The following is a 15,516-nucleotide window of genomic DNA, read 5'->3' on the forward strand; positions in this document are numbered from 1 at the left end:
CCCGCCGCTGAGGGGACTGCGCCCGCCGGGGAAGAGACCGCGCCCGCCGCTGAGGGGACTGCGCCCGCCGGGGAAGAGACGCCCGTTCCGCCGGCCGGGGACGGGGCGCCGTCCGCGGCCGGAGGGAACGGGGTCCCGGTCATCGCGCCGCGGGTGGTGCGGTCGCCCTGGCCGCCGCCCGCACCAGGGCCGGCCCTCGGTAGATGAACCCGCTGTAGAGCTGCACCAGCGTGGCGCCCGCGTCGAGCAGGCGGGAGGCGTCGCCGGCCTCCATGATCCCGCCCACCCCGATGATCGGCAGGCGGCCGCCGGTCTCGGTGTGGACGAAGTGGACCACCTTGCGGGCCTTCTCGGTGAGCGGGCGTCCCGAGAGCCCACCGGCCTCCGCCGCGCGGGGCTGATCGCCCTCGGCGAGACCGTCGCGCGCGAGCGTCGTGTTCGTGGCGATCACCCCGGCCGCGCCGTGGCTGAGGCAGACCTCGAGCAGCTCGGCGATCGCCGGCTCGGTCAGGTCGGGCGCGATCTTCACGAGCACCGGCTTGGGGCCGACCAGCGCGCTCAGCAGGTCGGCGATCGCCGACTTGTCCTGGAGCGTGCGCAGGCCCGGCGTGTTCGGCGACGAGACGTTGACCGCGATGTAGTCCGCGTACGGGTGGAGCAGCCGGTGCGACGTCAGGTAGTCGTCGACCGCCTCCTCCAGCGGGGTGACCTTGCTCTTGCCCAGCGAGACGCCGAGCGGCACCCCGATCGGCCCGAGCGCGGCCAGCCGCGACGCCAGCGCGGCCGCTCCCGCGTTGTTGAAGCCCATCCGGTTGATGATCGCTTCACTGTCCCGGAGGCGGAACAGGCGCGGCTTGTCGTTGCCGGGCTGCGCCTTCGCCGTGACCGTGCCCACCTCGACGAAGCCGAAGCCGAGCGCCGGCCACGCCGGAAGCGCGATGCCGTTCTTGTCCATCCCCGCGGCCAGCCCGACCGCGTTGGGGAAGCGGACGCCGAACGCCTCGACCGGCGCGCTCGTCGCGTACCGGGCCCGCATCAGCGCCCGGACCGGCGCCGGGAGCCCGGCGAGGCGGTGCAGCGTGAACTCGTGCGCCGCCTCCGCGTCGCCACCGCCCAGCCGGAACAGGACCGGCCGGACGGTGGACTCGAACAAGGTCACTTCTCGCCGCCGGCGGGAACGGCGACGCCCCGCAGGGCGGCGTGCAGCTCCTGGAGCGGGCGCACGGTCATGTCGCCGCGCATCAGCGCCTCGATGCCCATGACCGCGGCCGCCGCGCCCGGCACCGTGGTGATGCTCGGGATGTCCGCGGTGACCGCGGCGCTGCGGATCTCGTACCCGTCGGAGCGGGCCGACGCGCCGGAGCCCTGCGGGGTGTTGATGATCATCGCGATCTCGCCGGACTGGATCAGCGACACCGCGTTCTGGCCCGGGCTCTCGAAGTGCTTCGGCACGATCTCGCAGACGATGCCGTAGCGGCGCAGCACCTCGCCCGTGCCGGCCGTCGTGACGATCGTGAAGCCGAGGTCGGCGAGCCGCTTGATCGGGAAGATCATCGCCCGCTTGTCCCGGTTCGCCACCGACACGAAGATCTTGCCGGCGGTCGGCAGCGACCCGTACGCCGCGGCCTGCGACTTGGCGAACGCCTGGCCGAAGCCGGCGTCGATGCCCATGACCTCACCGGTCGACTTCATCTCGGGACCGAGCAGGCTGTCGACGCCCTTGCCGGCCGGGGTGCGGAACCGCTTGAACGGCAGCACCGCCTCCTTGATGGCGATCGGCGCGTTCGCCGGCACCGTGCCGCCGTCGCCCTCGGGCAGCAGGATGCCCTCGGCCCGCAGCTCGCCGATGGTGGCGCCCAGCATGATCCGGGCGGCCGCCTTGGCCAGCGGCACCGCTGTCGCCTTGGAGACGAACGGCACGGTCCGCGACGCGCGCGGGTTGGCCTCGAGCACGTAGAGCACGTCGTCCTTGAGCGCGTACTGCACGTTGAGCAGGCCGCGCACCCCGACACCGCGGGCGATCGCCTCGGTGTAGCGGCGCACCTCGGCCAGGTGCGAGCCCGCGAGGGTGATCGGCGGCAGCGAGCAGGACGAGTCGCCGGAGTGGATGCCGGCCTCCTCGATGTGCTCCATCACGCCGCCGATGTAGACCTCGCCGTTCGCGTCGCAGAGCGCGTCCACGTCGATCTCGACGGCGTCGTCGAGGAACCGGTCGACCAGCACCGGGTGGTCCGGCGAGATCTCGGTGGCCCGCTCGATGTAGCCGCGCAGCGTCGGCTCGTCGTAGACGATCTCCATGCCGCGGCCGCCCAGCACGTAGGACGGGCGGACCAGCACCGGGTAGCCGATCGCGTCGGCGATCTCCTTGGCCTCCTCGAAGCTGGTGGCCGTGCCGTGGTCGGGCGAGCGCAGGCCGGCCTTGGCCAGCACCGCGCCGAACAGGCCGCGGTCCTCGGCCAGGTCGATCGACTTGGGCGAGGTGCCGACGATCGGCACGCCCGCCGCCTCGAGCCGGTTGGCGAGGCCGAGCGGGGTCTGCCCGCCGAGCTGCACGATCACGCCGATCACGCCGGGGCCGCCGGCGGCCTTGCCCGAGCTGTCCTCGGCGTGGAAGACCTCGAGGACGTCCTCGAAGGTGAGCGGCTCGAAGTAGAGCCGGTCGGCGGTGTCGTAGTCGGTGGAGACCGTCTCGGGGTTGCAGTTGACCATGACAGTCTCGAAGTTGACCCCGCGCAGCGCCATGACCGCGTGCACGCAGGAGTAGTCGAACTCGATGCCCTGGCCGATGCGGTTGGGCCCGGAGCCGAGGATCAGCACCTTGGGCCGGTCGGAGGGCGCCACCTCGGTCTCCTCGTCGTACGAGGAGTAGTGGTACGGCGTGTTCGCCTCGAACTCGGCAGCGCAGGTGTCGACGGTCTTGTAGACCGGCCGGATGCCGAGCCGGTGCCGCAGCGTGCGGACGCCGTCCTCGCCGGCCAGCTCGGGCCGCAGGGCCGCGAGCTGCTTGTCCGAGACGCCGGAGCGCTTGGCGCGGCGCAGCAGCTCGCCGTCGAGCACCGGAGCGTCGATGATCTCCTGGCGCAGGTCGACCAGCGCCTTGATCTCGTCGAGGAACCACGGGTCGATGCCGCCGCTGGCCTCGTGCACCTGCTCGACCGTCGCGCCGAGCCGCAGCGCGCGCTCCACGGTGTAGAGACGGCCGTCGTGCGGGACGCGCAATTCGCTCAGCACGGACGCGAGGTCGGCGGAGGTGGGATCGGGTTTGGTCCAGAAGCCCGCCGCCGACGTCTCCATCGACCGCATCGCCTTGTTCAGCGCCTCGGCGAAGTTGCGGCCCAGCGACATGGCCTCGCCGACCGACTTCATCGTGGTGGTCAGCTCGGGGTCGGCGCCGGGGAACTTCTCGAACGCGAACCGCGGGATCTTCACCACCACGTAGTCGAGCGCGGGCTCGAAGGCGGCCGGCGTCTTGAGCGTGATGTCGTTCGGGATCTCGTCGAGCGTGTAGCCGATGGCGAGCTTCGCCGCGATCTTCGCGATCGGGAAGCCGGTCGCCTTGGAGGCGAGCGCCGACGAGCGCGAGACCCGCGGGTTCATCTCGATCACGACGAGACGGCCGTCCCGCGGGTTGATCGCGAACTGGATGTTGCAGCCGCCGGTGTCGACGCCGACCTCGCGCAGCACGGCGATGCCGAGGTCGCGCAGCTTCTGGTACTCGCGGTCGGTCAGCGTCATCGCGGGCGCGACGGTGACCGAGTCGCCGGTGTGCACGCCCATCGGGTCGAGGTTCTCGATCGAGCAGACGACCACCACGTTGTCGTGCTTGTCGCGCATCAGCTCAAGCTCGTACTCCTTCCAGCCGAGCACGCTCTCCTCGATGAGCACCTCGTGCACCGGGGAGGCCGCGAGGCCGGCGCCGGCGATGCGCTCCAGGTCCTCGTCGGTGTGCGCCATGCCGGAGCCGAGACCGCCCATGGTGAACGAGGGGCGGATGACGACCGGCAGGCCGAGCTCGGCGACGGTCTCCTTGACCTCGTCCATCGAGTGGCAGACCCGCGAGCGCGGGGTGTCGCCGCCGGCCTTCGCCACGATCTCCTTGAACAGCTGGCGGTCCTCGCCGCGGCGGATCGCGTCGACGTCGGCGCCGATCAGCTCGACGCCGTACTTCTCCAGGACGCCGCTCTCGTGCAGGGCGATCGCGGTGTTGAGCGCGGTCTGGCCGCCGAGGGTGGGCAGGATCGCGTCGGGGCGCTCCTTGGCGATGACCAGCTCGACGAACTCGGGAGTGATCGGCTCGACGTACGTGGCGTCGGCGTACTCCGGGTCGGTCATGATCGTGGCCGGGTTGGAGTTGACCAGCGAGACGCGGATGCCCTCGGCCCGCAGCACCCGGCACGCCTGGGTGCCGGAGTAGTCGAACTCGCAGGCCTGGCCGATGACGATCGGGCCGGAGCCGATCACCATCACGTGCTTGAGATCTTCACGCTTCGGCATAAGAGTCAGCCCTTCTTCTCGACCAACTCGACGAAGCGATCGAACAGGTAGTCCGCATCGTGGGGACCTGCCGCAGCCTCGGGGTGGTACTGAACGGTGAACGCGGGGACCTCGATGCCCCGCAGGCCCTCGACCACGTTGTCGTTGAGGCAGACGTGTGACACCTCGACGGCGCCGAAGTCGGTGTCGATGACCTTGTTGAGCGGGGCGTCGACGGCGAAGCCGTGGTTGTGGCTGGTCACCTCGACCTTGCCGGTCGTCTTGTCGAGCACCGGCTGGTTGATGCCGCGGTGGCCGTAGCCGAGCTTGTAGGTGCCGAAGCCGAGCGCGCGGCCGAGAATCTGACTGCCGAAGCAGATGCCGAACAGCGGCTTCTCACGGCGCATCACCTCGCGAGCCAGGGCCACGGGGCCGTCCGCCGTGGCCGGGTCACCCGGGCCGGGCGAGAAGAACACCGCGTCGGGGCTGACCGCGAGCAGGTCCTCGATGGAGGACGAGGCCGGAAAGACGTGCGTGGTGACACCGCGTTCGGCGAGCCGCCGCGTGACGTTGCGCTTGATGCCCAGGTCGAGCCCCGCGACGGTGTAGCGGTGCTCCCCGACCGCGGAAACCGTGTAGCGCGACGGGGTGGACACCTCGGCGGAAAGGGAAGCACCGACCATTTCCGGCGCGGAACGGACTCGGTCGAGAAGCGACGCCGGATCGAGGTCGACCGACGAGACGCCGACCCGCATGGCTCCACGGGAGCGCAGGTGGCGGGTCAGAGCGCGGGTGTCGACCCCGCTGATCCCGACGATGCCCTCGGCGGCGAGCCGCTCGCCGAGGTCGCCGGTGGAGCGCCAGTTGGAGGGCCGCCGGGCCGGGTCGCGCACGACATAGCCGGCCACCCAGATCTTCGAGGACTCGTCGTCCTCCTCGTTGACCCCGGTGTTGCCGATCTGCGGCGCGGTCTGCACCACGACCTGCTTGTGGTACGAGGGGTCGGTCAGCGTCTCCTGATAGCCCGTCATGGCCGTGGTGAAGACGGCCTCGCCGAACGTCTCCCCGACCGCGCCGTAGGCCTCGCCGGTGAAACTGCGCCCGTCTTCCAGGACCAGAATTGCTTTTGTCACTTAACAGCCTTCCCATCGAGGACCGTAGGAACTCCCCGGAGGAACGTCGCCACGATGCGACCCGGCAGGGTGGTGCCCGCGTACGGTGTGTTGCGGCTGCGGCTCGCCAGCTCGGCCGGGTCGACGACCCGGCGGGCGGACGGGTCCACCAGCGTGAGGTTGGCCGGGCTGCCGACGCTCAGGTCGGTGCCGTGGCCGGTGAGACCCGCGATGCGCGCGGGAGTCCGGGACATGCGGTCGGCGATGAGGTCCCACCGCTCGCCCAGCACGGAGAGCACGACCGGCAGCGCCGTCTCGAGCCCCACCATGCCGGGCCGGGCGTACGCCCACTCGCACTCCTTGTCCTCCACCGCGTGCGGCGCGTGGTCGGTCGCCACCACGTCGATGACGCCCTCGACGAGCGCCTCGCGCAGCGCGTGCACGTCGGACGCCGTACGCAGCGGGGGGTTGACCTTGTAGACCGGGTTGTAGGAGGCCGCGAGCTCGTCGGTGAGCAGCAGGTGGTGCGGCGTGACCTCGGCGGTCACCCGCACGCCCCGGGCCTTGGCCTGGCGCAGCACCTCGACGGACCCGGCCGTCGAGACGTGGCAGACGTGCAGGCGGCTGCCGACGTGCTCGGCGAGGAGCACGTCGCGGGCGATGATCGCCTCCTCGGCGACGGCCGGCCAGCCGGTGAGGCCGAGGCGGGTGCTGACCTCGCCCTCGTGCATCTGCGCGCCCTCGGTGAGGCGCGGCTCCTCGGCGTGCTGCGCGATGATGCCGTCGAACGCCTTCACGTATTCGAGGGCGCGGCGCATGAGGCGCGGGTCGGCGACGCAGAAGCCGTCGTCCGAGAAGATCCGCACATGCGCCGCCGAGGTGGCCATCGCGCCCAGCTCGGCGAGCTGCTTGCCGGCGAGCCCGACGGTGACGGCGCCGATCGGCTGCACGTCGACCATGCCGGCCTCGCGGCCCAGGCGCCAGACCTGCTCGACCACGCCCGCGGTGTCGGCGACCGGCGACGTGTTGGCCATCGCGCAGACCGCCGTGTAGCCACCGAGCGCGGCGGCGCGGGAGCCGGTCTCGACGGTCTCGGCGTCCTCGCGGCCGGGCTCGCGCAGGTGGGTGTGCAGGTCGACCAGGCCGGGCAGCGCGACGAGCCCCGAAGCGTCGATCACCTCGGCGGACGAGTCCGCGGTGCCCGAGATGTGGCCGTCGACAAGCGCCAGGTCGGTCGGCGCGGCCCCCAGAACGGAAACCCCGCGCAGCAGGTACGAGCTCACGCCTTGCCCCCAAGCAGCAGATAGAGAACCGCCATGCGGGCGCTGACCCCGTTGGCGACCTGTTCGACGATGGTGGAGCGGGACGAGTCGGCCACCTCGGGGGTGATCTCCATGCCCCGGTTCATCGGGCCGGGGTGCATGACGATCGCGTGCTCCGGCAGCCGCCGCATGCGCGGGCCGTCGAGACCGTAGCGGCGGCTGTACTCCCGCGCGGAGGGGAAGTACGAGTCCTGCATGCGCTCGGTCTGCACGCGAAGCATCATCACGACGTCCATCTCGGGGAGGACGCTATCGAGGTCGTACGACACTTTCGTCGTCTTCGACAGCGCCGCCGCGATGTCCACCGGGATGAGGGTGGGCGGGCCGACCAAGGTCACTTCGGCGCCGAGGGTCGTGAGCAGCAGGACGTTCGATCGCGCGACGCGACTGTGAAGCACGTCACCCACGATGGCGACCTTGAGCCCGTCGATGCGGCCGAGCCGCGAGCGCATCGTGTACGCGTCGAGCAGCGCCTGGGTCGGGTGCTCGTGCGTACCGTCGCCGGCATTGACCACGGACCCGTCGACCCACTGCGCGAGCCGGTGCGGCGCGCCCGAGGCCGGGTGGCGGATCACCACCGCGTCGGCGCCCATGGCCTGCAGCGTCAGCGCGGTGTCCTTGAGGCTCTCGCCCTTCGACACGCTGGAGCCCTTGGCCGAGAAGTTGATGACGTCCGCGGAGAGGCGCTTCGCGGCCGCCTCGAACGAGATCCGCGTGCGCGTCGAGTCCTCGTAGAAGAGGTTCACCACCGTGCGGCCCCGCAGCGTCGGCAGCTTCTTGACCTCGCGGCCGGCCAGGGCGGCCATCTCGCCGGCGGTGTCCAGGATCAGGGTGGCGGTGGCCGCGTCCAGATCGGCGGCCGAACGGAGATGCTTGATCACTTGTCGCTCCCCGTCAGTCGTACCTCGTCGAGGCCGTCCGTCTCGGAGAGTGAGACCCGGACGCTCTCGGACAGAGAAGTCGGAATGTTCTTGCCGACGTAGTCGGCGCGGATCGGCAGCTGCCGGTGCCCCCGGTCGACCAGCACGGCGAGCTGCACCGAGCTGGGCCGGCCGACGTCGTTGAGGGCGTCCAGCGCGGCGCGCACCGTGCGGCCGCTGAACAGCACGTCGTCGACGAGGATGACCCGCCGGCCGTCGATGCCCCCGCCGGGCAGCTCGGTCTTGCCGAGCGCGCGGGTGGCGTGCAGCCGCAGGTCGTCGCGGTAGAGGGTGATGTCGAGCGAGCCGACGGGCACGTCGATGCCCTCGAACGCGTGAATGCGGGCGGCCAGCCGCTGCGCGAGCGGCACCCCGCGAGTGGGAATCCCGAGCAGGACGGTGGCGGTGGCGCCGGACGTCTTCTCCAGGATCTGATGAGCGACCCGGTCGACGACCCGGTGCAGGTCGGACGCGCTCAAGATGATCTTGGTGGTCGTGTCGGCACGTGGCTGTGCCACGGCGGACCTCCTTCCCCGCCTCACGGGACGGGTCGTTAAAGGAAGTTGTGTGACAACCCCGACAAGTCACCCCGGACGAGGTCGCCACAATGGCTGACGCTACGTTACCAGTGGACGCGGCGTTGACCATGGTGACGTGCCCGACCCCGGCGATCCGGCGGACGCTGGACTTTCCGGCAAAATGGCGGCAAGTCCCCCGTGGGCCACGCGACTCATCGGTAACCAACACTTGACCGGAAGTCGCAAACTCCGTACCGTCACGCTGCGTAGCGATCGCGGAGGAAGAACCCTCCGCGGCATGCACAGTGGGAGTGTTCCGAATGCCGTCTGAGTACGCCAAGTCGTTGGGCGCCCGCCTGCGTTCCATCCGCCAGCAGCAGGGTCTCTCCCTGCAGGGCGTGGAGGAGAAGTCGAACGGCCGCTGGAAGGCCGTCGTGGTGGGATCGTACGAGCGCGGCGACCGCGCGGTCACCGTCTCGCGTCTCGCCGAACTCGCGGACTTCTACCGCGTTCCCGTCTCGGAGCTGCTGCCCGACGGCAGCGGGGTCCGCCTCGAGGCCACCAACAAGATCGTGCTGGACCTCGAGAAGCTCTACGACACCACCGGCGAGGACCTCGCCTACGTCGCCCGGTACGCCCGGGCCATCCAGCAGCAGCGCGGCGACTACAACGGCCGCGTGCTCTCCATCCGCGCCGACGACCTGCGCGCCCTCGCCATCGTCTACGACATCTCCCCCTCGGGCCTCATCGAGCGCCTCACCGAGCAGGGTGTCCTCGTGGCCGACCCGCGGGCGTTCTTCGCCAGCTGACACCACCGCCTTTCGCCAACTGAAACGTTCCGCCTTCCGCAGAGGGCCCGTATTTCAGCAGGTGAAAAGCGCACCAGGCCGGTCTCCCCGCCGGCCGCACCACCCCCTTCCCCCGCCTCGGCTCCCCGAGCCCCACACGCCAAAAGGCCCGTGCGTCCGGCACGGGCTTTTTCGCATCCAGGGGGTACGCCCGCACGGGCACCCAACCGCAGGGCCCCGGCCCCCGCGGCTCGGCGCGGCCCCCTGCCGCCCCAGGCCATAGCGCGCCTTTCGCGCCACTGCTCACAAGACCTGGTAGTAGCGCACCAACGGCAGCCCCGTGAACCCCGCCTTCTCGTAGGCCGCCCGCGCCGGCCCGTGCCCGGGGTCGCCCCCGGTGGAGACGCTGGCCAGGTCGATGCCCGCCTCCCGCATGTGCCGCAGGGCGCGCTCGATCAGCGCGCTCGCGATGCCGCGCCGCTGCTCGCCGGGGTCGACAGCGATCATCTCGATCTCGGCCGAATCGGGCTCCGAGTGGGACGCGTCATGGTGAACGACAGCCACAAATCCGACAGGACGCCCCTGATCCTCGGCCACCCAGGTGGTGGCGGCGAGGTCCCGGCAGGTCTGCGCGACGGCCTCGGCCTGCGCCTTCTCCCAGTCGGGGTAGAGCCGGTGGAACACCCGCGCGCCGAGCACCTGCTCGAACGAGGCGAAGACCGGCGCCCACGCGCGCACCGAGAACTCCACCACGGCCGAGATGTCCGAGTCGTTCAGCGAACGGATGGAGAGCGCCATGGAGTCACCCTCGCATCCCCGTCCAGCGATTTTGCTCCCGCGCTCGCTCACGGGTGCCGAACCGGGGCACATCGGGCCGTGATGACCACGAGCCGTGATGTCGGCCGTTTTGATCGTGCGTGAGGGCATGCGAAAAGCCCCGGGCTCCGGGGAGCTCGGGGCTTTTGTGACGGGCGTCAGCGAGTCGCGAACTCCGCGATGCGGCCGAGGATGCCGTTGAGGAAGCGCGGACTGTCGTCGGTGGACATCTCCTTGGCCAGCTCGACGGCCTCGGTGATGGCGACCGGGTCGTCGATCTCGGGCACGTAGAGCAGCTCGTAGACGGCGATCCGGGCCAGGTTGCGGTCGACGACCGGCATGCGCTCGAGGGTCCAGCCCTCGGCGTAGCTGGCGATCAGCTCGTCGATGCGGTCGAGGTGGGACGCGACGCCCTCGACCAGGCCGACGGCGTAGTCGAGGTGTTGCGGGTGCGGCTTGGCGATGCGCTCCAGGTACGTCGCGAGCACCTGTCGCGGCGGCAGGTCACGCAGATCGGCCTCGTACAGCACGTCGAGGGCCCGCTTGCGGGCCTTGCGGCGCGCCGGCGTCTGCGTCGAGCGAGGGGCTTCCGCCATGATCAGGAACGACCGAGGTAACGGCCGTCGCGGGTGTCGACCTTGATCTTCTCGCCGGTGGTGATGAAGAGCGGGACGTTCACGGTCGCGCCGGTCTCGACGGTCGCCGGCTTGGTGCCGCCCGTCGAGCGGTCGCCCTGCAGGCCCGGCTCGGTGTAGGTGACCTCGAGGAAGACGCTGGTCGGCAGCTCGATGTAGAGCGGGACGCCCTCGTGCAGCGCGACGGTCGCCTCGGCCTCGGGCAGCAGGTAGTTGGACGCCTCGCCCACGGTGCCGCCGGGCACGGTGATCTGGTCGAAGGTGTCCAGGTCCATGAAGACGAAGTCCTCGCCGTCCTGGTAGAGGTACTGCATCGTGCGCTTGTCGACCGTGGCGGTCTCGACCTTGGTGCCCGCGTTGAAGGTCTTGTCGACGACCTTGCCGGACAGCACGTTCTTGAGCGTGGTGCGCACGAACGCCCCACCCTTACCCGGCTTCACGTGCTGGAACTCCACGACGGACCAGAGGTCGCCGTCGAGGTTGAGCACCAGGCCGTTCTTCAGGTCGTTCGTGGTAGCCATGTTTTCTCTAGAGCCCTGTCTGCCTTGAAATCTGTCGGTGACCGACCGAGTTTACCGGCGCGAACGCCTAACCGGCGAATCGGGCCAGGTGCTCCAGGGCGAGCCGGTAGCCATCGACTCCGAGGCCCGCGATCACTCCGGCGGCAACGGCCGAAATGACCGAATGATGGCGGAATTCCTCGCGTGTGTGAATATTCGAGATGTGCACCTCGATGAGCCGTCCGCGCAGTTGGGCGGCGGCGTCCCGGATCGCGATGTTGTAGTGCGACCAGGCCGCCGGGTTGAGCACCACGTCCGCGCCCTCGTCCGCGGCCTGGTGCAGCCACTTGATCATCTCGAACTCGGCGTCGGTCTGGCGCACCTCGGCCCGCACGCCCAGCCGCTCGGCCGTCTCCAGGCAGAGCTTCTCGAGATCGGCGTAGGTGGTGTGGCCGTAGACCGACGGCTCCCGGGTGCCCAGCCGCCCGAGGTTCGGCCCGTTGAGTACGTAGATCATCGCGCCACCTCCGCGTACGCCCGCTCGAGCAGGCTCTCGTCGGGCCCGGTCAGGATGCCCGGCTTGGCCAGGCCGTCGAGCACCACGAAACGCAGCGTCGCCGCCCGCGCCTTCTTGTCGACGCGCATGGCGCTCAGCAACTCGGGCCACGCGCCCGCCTCGTACGACGTCGGCAGCCCCACCCTGTCGAGCACGGCCCGGTGCCGGCGGGCGGTCTCGTCGTCCAGCCGGCCGGCCAGCCGCGCGAGCTCGGCGGCGAAGATCAGCCCGACCGCCACCGCGTGACCGTGCTTCCAGCCGTACCGCTCACGCTTCTCGATCGCGTGACCCAGCGTGTGCCCGTAGTTGAGGATCTCGCGCAACCCCGACTCCTTGAGGTCGACGCCGACGACCTCGGCCTTGACGCGGATCGCCCGCTCGACCAGCTCGCGCAGCACCGGCCCGTCGATCTCGCCGCCCTCGACCAGGTCGAGGATGACCGGATCGGCGATGAACCCGCACTTGATCACCTCGGCGAGCCCGGCCACGAGGTCGTCGGCGGGCAGGGTCTCCAGCGCGTCGAGGTCGCAGAGCACCCCCGCGGGCGGATGGAAGGCGCCCACCAGGTTCTTGCCGGCGGCGATGTTCACGCCGGTCTTGCCGCCCACCGCCGCGTCGACCATGCCGAGCAGCGAGGTCGAGCACGGCACCCACCGCACCCCGCGCAGCCAGCTCGCCGCGACGAAGCCGGCGAGGTCGGTGACCGCTCCCCCGCCGACGCCGATCACCACGTCGGTACGGGTGAAGTTGTGCGCGCCGAGCTCGTCCCAGCACCGCGCCGCCACCTCGACCGTCTTGCCCCGCTCGGCGTCGGGCACCTCGACGAGCAGCGCCTTCACCCCGGCCGCCGCGGCCACCCGCTCCGCCCGCTCGCGCAGCGGCGCCGAGAAGAGCACCGCGGCCCGCGCGGCCCCCTCGATCAGCGAGGGCAGCTCCGCGGACAGGCCGCGACCCACCAGGACGTCGTACGGACGGTCACCGGCCACCTGAATACGTGTCACCACGGCGCAAACCCTAGTCGCGGGCTCCGGCGGCAACGCACCCCATGGCAGCCGTTCCACCACCCGGAATGGGGTTATATCTTTCTACCCCCACACGGGTTATACCTGAGGCATGCCGAAAATCAACGTGTACCTCCCCGACGACCTGGCCGACTCCGTACGGGAAAGCGGCATCCCCGTCTCGGCGATCTGCCAGCGCGCCCTGGAGCAGGCCGTGCAGCGCGTCGCCGCCATCCGCGACGCCACCGCCACCGACCTCGACCCCGCCGCCCTCGCCGAGCGCCTGCCCAGCTTCACCGCCCGCCTGGTCACCGTGCTGTCGCTGGCCGCCCGGCGCGGCGACCCGGTGACCACCGGCGACCTGCTGCACGGCATCCTCGCCGAGGGCGACAACCTGGCCCTGCAAATCCTCGCCGCGATGGACATCCCCCCGTCCACCCTCACCGCGCCCGAGGCGGCCGAGCCCACCAGCGACGCCACCGGCCGGCGCTTCAGCCGGCCCGCCGCGATCACCCTGGAGCTCGCCGTCGGCGAGGCGATCGGCCTGGGCCACAACTACGTCGGCTGCGAGCACCTGCTCATCGCCCTGACCGCCGAGCCCGACGGCGCGGCCGGCGAGACCCTGCGCGCGCGGGGCGCCGACGCCCGGGCCACCCGCCGCGCCGTCAGCGCCGCCCTCGCCGGCTACGCCCACCTGCGCGCGAACGTCGCCCCGGCCAAGGTGCCGGACCTGCTCGCGGCCGTCCGGGCGGAGATCGCTCCCCTCATCGAGCGCATCGAGCGCCTGGAGAGCCGCGTCGACTGAAGACGATCGGCCTGCCGGCGACCGTCAGGGTGCGGTCGCCGGATCGCCGAGCAGCCGGGCGACCTCGGCCGCGATCTCGGCCGGCTCCCGGCCGTCGGTCGCCACCGTGTGGGTCGCCACCTCGGCGTACAGCGGGCGCCTTTGATCGAGAAGGAACTTGAGCGTCGCCCGCGGGTTCAGGTTGAGCAGCGGCCGGCCCGCGCCCAGGCCGACCCGCTTGACCGCGTCGCTGAGCTCCACCGACAGGTAGACAACGGTGTGCTCGGTGAGCAGCTTACGGGTGCCGTCGTGCAGGATCGCGCCGCCGCCCAGCGCCAGCACCCCGTCGAAGCCGGAGAGGGCCGAGGCGATCACGTCGCGTTCGAGCGCGCGGAAAGCCTCCTCGCCGTCATCGATGAAGATCTCCGGGATCGGCTTGCCCGCGCGCTCCTCGATGATCGTGTCCGCGTCGGCGAACGGCACGTCGAGCAGCTCGGCCACCGCGGCGCCGATCGTGGACTTGCCGGCGCCCGGCGCCCCGACGAAGACGGCCCGCGGCGCCATCAGCGGATGACCAGGCTTTCCCGGTAGCCGGCCAGGTTGCGGCGGATCTCGGCGACCGAGTCACCGCCGAACTTCTCGACGGCGGCCTCGGCCAGCGTCAACGCCACCATCGCCTCGGCCACCACGCCACCGGCGGGCACGGCACAGACGTCCGACCGCTGGTTGATCGCGGTCGCGGGCTCGCCCGTGGTCACGTCGACCGTCTGCAGCGCCCGGTTGAGCGACGAGATCGGCTTGAGCGCGGCCCGCACCCGCAGCGGCTCGCCGTTGGTGATGCCACCCTCGAGCCCACCGGCCCGGTCGGTGACCCGGCGAACCCCGTCCGCCGTCGGGATGATCTCGTCGTGCGCGACGGACCCGCGCGAACGAGCCTGCGTGAACCCGTCGCCGATCTCGACGCCCTTCACGGACTGGATCGACATGAGCGCGGCGGCCAGCCGGGCGTCGAGCTTGCGGTCCCACTGCACGTGGGTGCCGAGGCCGGGCGGCACACCGTACGCCAGAACCTCGACGATGCCACCCAGCGTGTCGGCGTCCTTCTTGGCCGCGTCGACCTCGGCGACCATGCGCGCGCTCGCCTCGGGGTCGAGGCAGCGCAACGGGTCGGCGTCGATGCGGTCGGCGTCCTCGGGCGTCGGCACGAGCCCCACCTTGGCGGCCACCGACCCGAGCTCGATGACATGCGAGACGATCTCGATGCCGAGCGCCTGCTTGATCAAAGCCTTGGCGACCACCCCGACGGCCACCCGCGCGGCGGTCTCACGAGCACTGGCCCGCTCGAGAATGGGCCGAGCATCGGTGTGCCCGTACTTCTGCATCCCGGCAAGATCGGCATGCCCGGGCCGCGGCCGCGTCAGAGGCGCGTTGCGAGCCTGCGTCGCCAGCTCCTCCGGATCAACCGGGTCGGCCGCCATGACCGTCTGCCACTTGGGCCACTCGGAGTTGCCCACCCGGATCGCCACCGGGCTCCCCAGCGTCAGCCCATGGCGAATCCCGCCGATGACCTCGATCTCGTCCTGCTCGAACTGCATCCGCGCCCCCCGGCCATAGCCAAGACGGCGGCGCGCGAGATCGCGACCGATCTCCGCACTCGTCACTTCCACCCCAGCGGGAACACCCTCAAGGAGCGCAACGAGCGCCGGTCCGTGCGATTCACCTGCGGTAAGCCAGCGCAACACGGCTCACAGTCTGACACGCGCCGCGCACGGACCGCCGCTCACCCACCACCATCCCGCCAGCCGGACACCCACGGCGCTCCGCCGCCGCCCGTCACCGTCGTCCCTAGCGGTCGCGCCTCGCCGTCACCCCTCGTTGGGCGCGCCCCACCGTCGCCGGTTGGCCGTGCCCCACCGCCGCCGCTGGTTGGTCGTGCCCCGCCGCCGCTGGTTGGTCGTGCCCCGCCGCCGCTGGTCGGTCGTGCCCCGCCATCGCCGCTCGTTGGCCGTGCCCCGCCGCCGCCGCTGGTCGGTCGTGCCCCGCCATCGCCGCTCGTTGGCCGCGCCCCGCCGCCGCCGCTCGTTGGTCGTG

The 15,516-nt window shown here is 71.2% G+C and carries 16 protein-coding genes; 2 read left to right on the top strand and 14 right to left on the bottom strand.

Translation table 11 applies throughout. The features are described 5' to 3' along the window. Positions 1 to 139: 139 nt before the first annotated feature. The 6 genes from Ade02nite_RS48255 to pyrR are packed head-to-tail and all read right to left on the bottom strand — an operon-like array spanning position 140 to position 8,345. Entirely contained in the window at positions 140 to 1,159 is a 1,020-nt protein-coding gene (locus Ade02nite_RS48255) for a quinone-dependent dihydroorotate dehydrogenase (protein ID WP_203778188.1), read from the bottom strand. Next, complete coding sequence (gene carB, locus Ade02nite_RS48260; protein WP_203778189.1) at positions 1,156 to 4,494, bottom strand: carbamoyl-phosphate synthase large subunit; 3,339 nt, start codon at positions 4,492 to 4,494, stop codon at positions 1,156 to 1,158. The genes Ade02nite_RS48255 and carB overlap by 4 nt, the downstream gene beginning before the upstream one ends. A gap of 5 nt (positions 4,495 to 4,499) precedes the next feature. Beyond that, on the bottom strand, positions 4,500 to 5,606 hold the full coding sequence (gene carA, locus Ade02nite_RS48265) for a glutamine-hydrolyzing carbamoyl-phosphate synthase small subunit (protein ID WP_203778190.1): 1,107 nt from the start codon (positions 5,604 to 5,606) through the stop codon (positions 4,500 to 4,502). Next, on the bottom strand, positions 5,603 to 6,868 hold the full coding sequence (locus Ade02nite_RS48270) for a dihydroorotase (RefSeq protein ID WP_203778191.1): 1,266 nt from the start codon (positions 6,866 to 6,868) through the stop codon (positions 5,603 to 5,605). Before Ade02nite_RS48270 ends, carA begins: the two co-directional genes overlap by 4 nt. Further along, positions 6,865 to 7,788 (bottom strand): aspartate carbamoyltransferase catalytic subunit, encoded by a 924-nt coding sequence (locus Ade02nite_RS48275; protein WP_203778192.1) that lies wholly within the window; start codon positions 7,786 to 7,788, stop codon positions 6,865 to 6,867. Before Ade02nite_RS48275 ends, Ade02nite_RS48270 begins: the two co-directional genes overlap by 4 nt. Then, positions 7,785 to 8,345, bottom strand: coding sequence for a bifunctional pyr operon transcriptional regulator/uracil phosphoribosyltransferase PyrR (gene pyrR, locus Ade02nite_RS48280; RefSeq protein ID WP_203778193.1), 561 nt, complete (start codon positions 8,343 to 8,345; stop codon positions 7,785 to 7,787). The genes Ade02nite_RS48275 and pyrR overlap by 4 nt, the downstream gene beginning before the upstream one ends. Positions 8,346 to 8,665: 320 nt before the next feature. Here pyrR and bldD point away from each other — a divergent pair, with 320 nt between their 5' ends. Next, positions 8,666 to 9,154 (top strand): transcriptional regulator BldD, encoded by a 489-nt coding sequence (gene bldD / locus Ade02nite_RS48285; RefSeq protein WP_020517563.1) that lies wholly within the window; start codon positions 8,666 to 8,668, stop codon positions 9,152 to 9,154. A gap of 282 nt (positions 9,155 to 9,436) precedes the next feature. Here the strand turns inward: bldD and Ade02nite_RS48290 are convergent, their stop codons facing one another. The 5 genes from Ade02nite_RS48290 to aroB form a co-directional block, all read right to left on the bottom strand. Then, positions 9,437 to 9,931: a GNAT family N-acetyltransferase gene (locus Ade02nite_RS48290; protein ID WP_203778194.1), complete on the bottom strand. Its 495-nt coding sequence runs from the start codon at positions 9,929 to 9,931 to the stop codon at positions 9,437 to 9,439. Positions 9,932 to 10,107: 176 nt separating this feature from the next. Continuing rightward, entirely contained in the window at positions 10,108 to 10,545 is a 438-nt protein-coding gene (gene nusB, locus Ade02nite_RS48295; RefSeq protein WP_203778195.1) for a transcription antitermination factor NusB, read from the bottom strand. A 2-nt stretch (positions 10,546 to 10,547) separates the two neighbouring features. Then, positions 10,548 to 11,105, bottom strand: a complete 558-nt coding sequence (gene efp / locus Ade02nite_RS48300; RefSeq protein WP_203778196.1) for an elongation factor P — start codon at positions 11,103 to 11,105, stop codon at positions 10,548 to 10,550. 67 nt (positions 11,106 to 11,172) lie between these two features. Beyond that, positions 11,173 to 11,601: a type II 3-dehydroquinate dehydratase gene (aroQ, locus tag Ade02nite_RS48305; RefSeq protein ID WP_203778197.1), complete on the bottom strand. Its 429-nt coding sequence runs from the start codon at positions 11,599 to 11,601 to the stop codon at positions 11,173 to 11,175. Further along, positions 11,598 to 12,644: a 3-dehydroquinate synthase gene (gene aroB / locus Ade02nite_RS48310; RefSeq protein WP_239169625.1), complete on the bottom strand. Its 1,047-nt coding sequence runs from the start codon at positions 12,642 to 12,644 to the stop codon at positions 11,598 to 11,600. The genes aroQ and aroB overlap by 4 nt, the downstream gene beginning before the upstream one ends. Positions 12,645 to 12,753: 109 nt before the next feature. Between aroB and Ade02nite_RS48315 the strand changes: the two genes are divergently transcribed. Then, the gene (locus Ade02nite_RS48315) at positions 12,754 to 13,446 is read left to right on the top strand and encodes a Clp protease N-terminal domain-containing protein (protein WP_203778199.1); all 693 of its coding nucleotides are present in this window, start codon (positions 12,754 to 12,756) and stop codon (positions 13,444 to 13,446) included. A 24-nt stretch (positions 13,447 to 13,470) separates the two neighbouring features. Here the strand turns inward: Ade02nite_RS48315 and Ade02nite_RS48320 are convergent, their stop codons facing one another. The 3 genes from Ade02nite_RS48320 to Ade02nite_RS48330 form a co-directional block, all read right to left on the bottom strand. Further along, positions 13,471 to 13,989, bottom strand: coding sequence for a shikimate kinase (locus tag Ade02nite_RS48320; RefSeq protein ID WP_203778200.1), 519 nt, complete (start codon positions 13,987 to 13,989; stop codon positions 13,471 to 13,473). After that, a complete protein-coding gene (gene aroC, locus Ade02nite_RS48325; protein WP_203778201.1) occupies positions 13,989 to 15,167 on the bottom strand; it encodes a chorismate synthase in 1,179 nt (392 codons plus the stop codon). Before aroC ends, Ade02nite_RS48320 begins: the two co-directional genes overlap by 1 nt. 123 nt (positions 15,168 to 15,290) lie before the next feature. Next, positions 15,291 to 15,516, bottom strand: a 226-nt coding sequence (locus Ade02nite_RS48330) for a hypothetical protein (RefSeq protein ID WP_203778202.1), incomplete at its 5' end; no start/stop codon positions are given.

Source organism: Paractinoplanes deccanensis (assembly GCF_016862115.1).
Classification (GTDB): domain Bacteria; phylum Actinomycetota; class Actinomycetes; order Mycobacteriales; family Micromonosporaceae; genus Actinoplanes; species Actinoplanes deccanensis.